The following is a 3,255-nucleotide window of genomic DNA, read 5'->3' as shown; positions in this document are numbered from 1 at the left end:
TGTCGGAGCAGCCTGCGTTTTCGTTACGCAGTGCGCCATGGACGAGACGAGAAGGGTTTTCATGCCTCGTGCTGATCCTTGAGGGATCGCAACAGTTCCGCGCGCTGCTGGCGCAACAGCAGACTCTCGACGAGCATCGCCAGGGCACACGCGCCGAAGCTGCCCCAGACGTAGAAGGCGTAGCCGCCCATCGCGARGAAATCACCCACGCTGTTCCACTGCATCATGCGTTCTCCACGACGCCACGCACCCAGTCGGCGTGCCGTTCACGTTCGAGGATGATGTTCCGTACCCGGGCCAGCGCCACGGCGATCGAATACATCCAGAAGGCCAGCGCCATCAGCAGCATGCCCCACAGCATCGTCATGGCCATCGACGGCGACTTCGTCATCGAGATCGTCGCCCCCTGGTGCAACGTGTTCCACCACTTCACCGAGAAATAGATGATCGGCACGTTCACCACGCCCACCAGCGCCAGCACGGCGCCGGCGCGGTCAGCCCGCTTCGGGTCTTCGATCGCAGCCTGCAGCGCGAGGAAACCGAGGTACAGGAAGAACAGGATCAGCTCCGACGTGAGCCGTGCGTCCCACACCCACCAGGTGCCCCACATCGGCTTGCCCCACAGCGAGCCGGTCACCAGCGACAGCAGCGCGAAGATCGCTCCCGTCGGCGCCAGCGCCGACGCCATCATCGACGACAGCCGCGTGTTGAACGCCAGGCCGATCCCGGCCCAGAACGCCATCGCGCAATAGATCACCATCGACATCCAGCTCGCCGGCACGTGCACGAAGATGATCCGGTAACCCTCGCCCTGCGTCGCATCGGTCGGTGCGACGAAGAAGCCGATCCACAGGCCGGCAATTGTCAGCAGCGCGGCAAGGCCTGCAAACCACGGCTGCAGCTTGCCGGCAAGCGGGTAGAAGGTCGCTGGCGATGCATAGCGCATCCAGGGGCTGGCGGAGGTTTTTTCCATCATTCGATTGCGATGCGAAGGGCCGCGGTGGTGGCCCAGGGTGCGAAGAATACGGCGAGCGCCAACAGCGCCCCGAGGATCGACAACTGCGCCGACGAGCCCAGCCCGGCGCTCTGCGCCTCAACGGCGCCGGCGCCGAAGATCAGCGTCGGCACGTACAGCGGCAGCACCAGCAGCGCGAGCAGGGTGCCGCCGCCGCGCACGCCGAGCGTCAGCGCGGCACCGATCGCGCCGATCAGGCTCAGCACCGGCGTGCCCAGCAGCAGCGCGAGCATCAACACCTGCAGCTCGCCGGGGTTCAGGTTGAACTGCAAACCGAGCAGCGGCGCCAGCAGCACCAGCGGCAGCCCGCACAGCAGCCAGTGCGCTGCGATCTTGCCAGCGACCAATAGCGCGAAGGGGCGCGGCGACAGGGCCATCTGCTCCAGCGTGCCGTCGGCATGGTCGCTCGCGAACAGCCGCGGCAGGCCGAGCAGCGTGGCCAGCAAGGCAGCAACCCATAGCACGCCCGGGCCGATGCGGCGCAGCATCGCCGGCTCCGGCCCGATGCCCAGCGGGAACAGGCTCACGACGACCACGAAGAAGAAGAGGGCGGTGACGACCTCGCTGCGCCGGCGTGCGGCCAGCAGCAAATCACGCCTCAGGGCGACCAGGAGGGTGTTCATGCCGCGAGGCTCACGAATTCGCCGGCCGGCAACGGCGCGGGCTGGTGGCTCGTCAGGATCGCCAGCCCCCCCTGCGCCAGGTGCGCACCGATCAGCTCGCCCATCAGCGCCACCGCATCGGTGTCGAGCGCGGCGAACGGCTCGTCCAGCACCCACAGCGTGGCCGGCCGCACCAGCAGCCGCGCCAGCAGCACGCGCCGCTTCTGGCCGGCCGACAGCACGCGCGTCGGCAAATGGCCGCGCCCGCGCAGGCCGATGCGGCGCAGCGCGTCGCCGGCCTGGGCGTCGTCCAGCGCCACGCCATCGATCGCACAGGCCTGGCGCAGGTTCTCGACCGGCGACAACTCGTCCTTCACCGCCGCGTGGTGGCCCAGGTACAGGCAGGCGCGCCGGAAATCCTCGCCGGCCGCCCGGATCGGGGTGTCGTTCCAGCGCACCTCGCCGTCATCCGGCGGGTTCAGGCCGACCAGCGTGCGCAGCAGCGTCGTCTTGCCGGCGCCATTGATGCCGCCCACCTGCAGCCAGCGGCCCGGCGCGAGCGACAGGCTCAGGTCGGCGAACAGGGTCCGGTCGCCGCGCGAGCAGCGGAGGTGATGGGCACTCAACATGAAGGAGGGGACGGCCGGAAAGGAGGGGGGAGTGAGGTCGGCGGCGATCGGTCGCCGGTATGGGGGTTGTCTGCGTGTCGGTATAGGTCGAATCAAGGGTGGTTCGGGCCCAGCCCGGGAGTATCGGTGCCCTCGCCAACCCCCGCATCAGGGACAGCACGATCTGCGCCATCGCCGCCGGCCGGCCCCACGGGCCGCCGCCGGTTGCCTTCGTTCACATCTGATGCAGATCTCGTCTGGACGAGCAAAAAGGGTCACCGTTTCTTCTGGAACAGGATGTAAGGTCGTCGCCGTTTGCCAACTATTGACACATTTTCAGGGGTTTTCGAGACGAAGATCCGCTCCGCCATGCAGGCACGTGACCTGCGTAAGACATGCGTCAACAGACAGTCAACGGACAGTCAACGATTCCGAGGGAATGAAGTGCAGTTGGTTCCGGAGGGCCTCGTGTCCAGCAAGCCAGTCAGGTCGATGAACCCCGCCCCGCATGCCGAATCGGCCGTGCGTGGTGGCGGCTGGCTGCGCCGCGAGGAAGCCATCATGGGCACCTCGGTCTCGGTCGAGCTGTGGAGCGACGACCGCCCCGCGGGCGAGGCCGCAATTGCTGCCGTGATGGCCGACATGCAGCGCATCGACTGGACCATGAGCCCGGTGAAGGCGTCGTCCGAGCTGTCGCGCATCAACCGCGAAGCCGCCGCCCACCCGGTGGCGCTCAGCAACGAGCTGTACGGGCTGCTGGAGCGGGCGCTGCATTTCTCGCGCCTCTCCGATGGCGCGTTCGACATCACCTACGCCAGCGCCGGCCAGCTCTACGACTACCGCGAGCAGCGCGCCCCCACCGAAGCCCAGCTGGCCGCGGCCCGCGCCGCGATCGGCTGGCAGCAATTGCTGCTCGATCCGCAACACAAGACCGTTCGTTTCGGCCACCCCGGCATGCGCATCGACCTGGGCGGCTTCGCCAAGGGCCATGCGGTCGACCGCGCCGCCGCGATCCTGCGCGGCCACGGCA

Annotated in this window: 5 protein-coding genes; 1 reads left to right on the top strand and 4 read right to left on the bottom strand. The window is 68.0% G+C overall.

Annotated features, from left to right (window positions below; translation table 11 throughout):
* Nucleotides 1–59: 59 nt before the first annotated feature.
* The 4 genes from ccmD to ccmA are packed head-to-tail and all read right to left on the bottom strand — an operon-like array spanning nucleotide 60 to nucleotide 2,246.
* A complete protein-coding gene (gene ccmD, locus AC1D15_RS23555; RefSeq protein ID WP_477827884.1) occupies nucleotides 60–227 on the bottom strand; it encodes a heme exporter protein CcmD in 168 nt (55 codons plus the stop codon).
* Entirely contained in the window at nucleotides 224–973 is a 750-nt protein-coding gene (locus AC1D15_RS23550; RefSeq protein ID WP_477827883.1) for a heme ABC transporter permease, read from the bottom strand. Before AC1D15_RS23550 ends, ccmD begins: the two co-directional genes overlap by 4 nt.
* Complete coding sequence (ccmB, locus tag AC1D15_RS23545; protein ID WP_047588241.1) at nucleotides 973–1,638, bottom strand: heme exporter protein CcmB; 666 nt, start codon at nucleotides 1,636–1,638, stop codon at nucleotides 973–975. Before ccmB ends, AC1D15_RS23550 begins: the two co-directional genes overlap by 1 nt.
* A complete protein-coding gene (gene ccmA, locus AC1D15_RS23540) occupies nucleotides 1,635–2,246 on the bottom strand; it encodes a cytochrome c biogenesis heme-transporting ATPase CcmA (RefSeq protein ID WP_477827882.1) in 612 nt (203 codons plus the stop codon). Before ccmA ends, ccmB begins: the two co-directional genes overlap by 4 nt.
* Before the next feature lie 447 nt (nucleotides 2,247–2,693).
* Between ccmA and AC1D15_RS23535 the strand changes: the two genes are divergently transcribed.
* On the top strand, nucleotides 2,694–3,255 hold a 562-nt coding region (locus AC1D15_RS23535), incomplete at its 3' end, for an FAD:protein FMN transferase (RefSeq protein ID WP_477827881.1).

This window comes from Rhizobacter sp. P2_H2, from assembly GCF_056403375.1.
Note: the sequence above shows the minus strand (reverse complement) of the source record. Positions and strands in the feature narration are given on the sequence as shown.